1 protein-coding gene and 1 pseudogene are annotated in these 392 nt (G+C 74.2%); one reads left to right on the forward strand and one right to left on the reverse strand.

Translation table 11 applies throughout. The features are described 5' to 3' along the window. Nucleotides 1–138, reverse strand: a pseudogene (locus LPA54_RS41500) (deoxyxylulose-5-phosphate synthase); the annotation flags it as partial. A gap of 14 nt (nucleotides 139–152) precedes the next feature. Here LPA54_RS41500 and LPA54_RS41505 point away from each other — a divergent pair. Beyond that, a partial coding sequence (locus LPA54_RS41505; protein ID WP_368857923.1) for an SDR family NAD(P)-dependent oxidoreductase occupies nucleotides 153–392 on the forward strand: 240 nt, incomplete at its 3' end.

Raw genomic sequence — 392 nt, forward strand, 5'->3', positions numbered from 1 at the left:
CGCCATCCGCTCGCGCACCTCCCGCAGCGTGCGCGGACGGTACCCGGGCCCGCCGCAGCAGCTCTTGTGGTAACGAACGCCGGCGTGCAGCAGCACGGACAGCACCCGCCACCCCACGGTGTCCCGGCGCGGCGGCGCGCGGCTGGGGGCTTGTGCTGGTCGCCCGGCGGGCCGAGCGGCTGGACGTCCTCGCGGAGGAGGCGCTCAAGGAGGGTGCGGCGGGCATCGAGACCCTGGTGGCGGATCTGGGCAGCCCTGAGGACCTGTCGCGTGTCGTGGAGCGGGCGGCCGGGGACGACATCGGCCTCGTGGTCAACAACGCGGGCATCAACGGCTACGGCCCGTTCGCCGAGGTCGACGCCGGCCTCCTCACCCAGGTCAAGCGGTACGAC

Origin of the sequence: Streptomyces sp. DH12, assembly GCF_020873895.1 — a bacterium.
Lineage (GTDB): Bacteria > Actinomycetota > Actinomycetes > Streptomycetales > Streptomycetaceae > Streptomyces.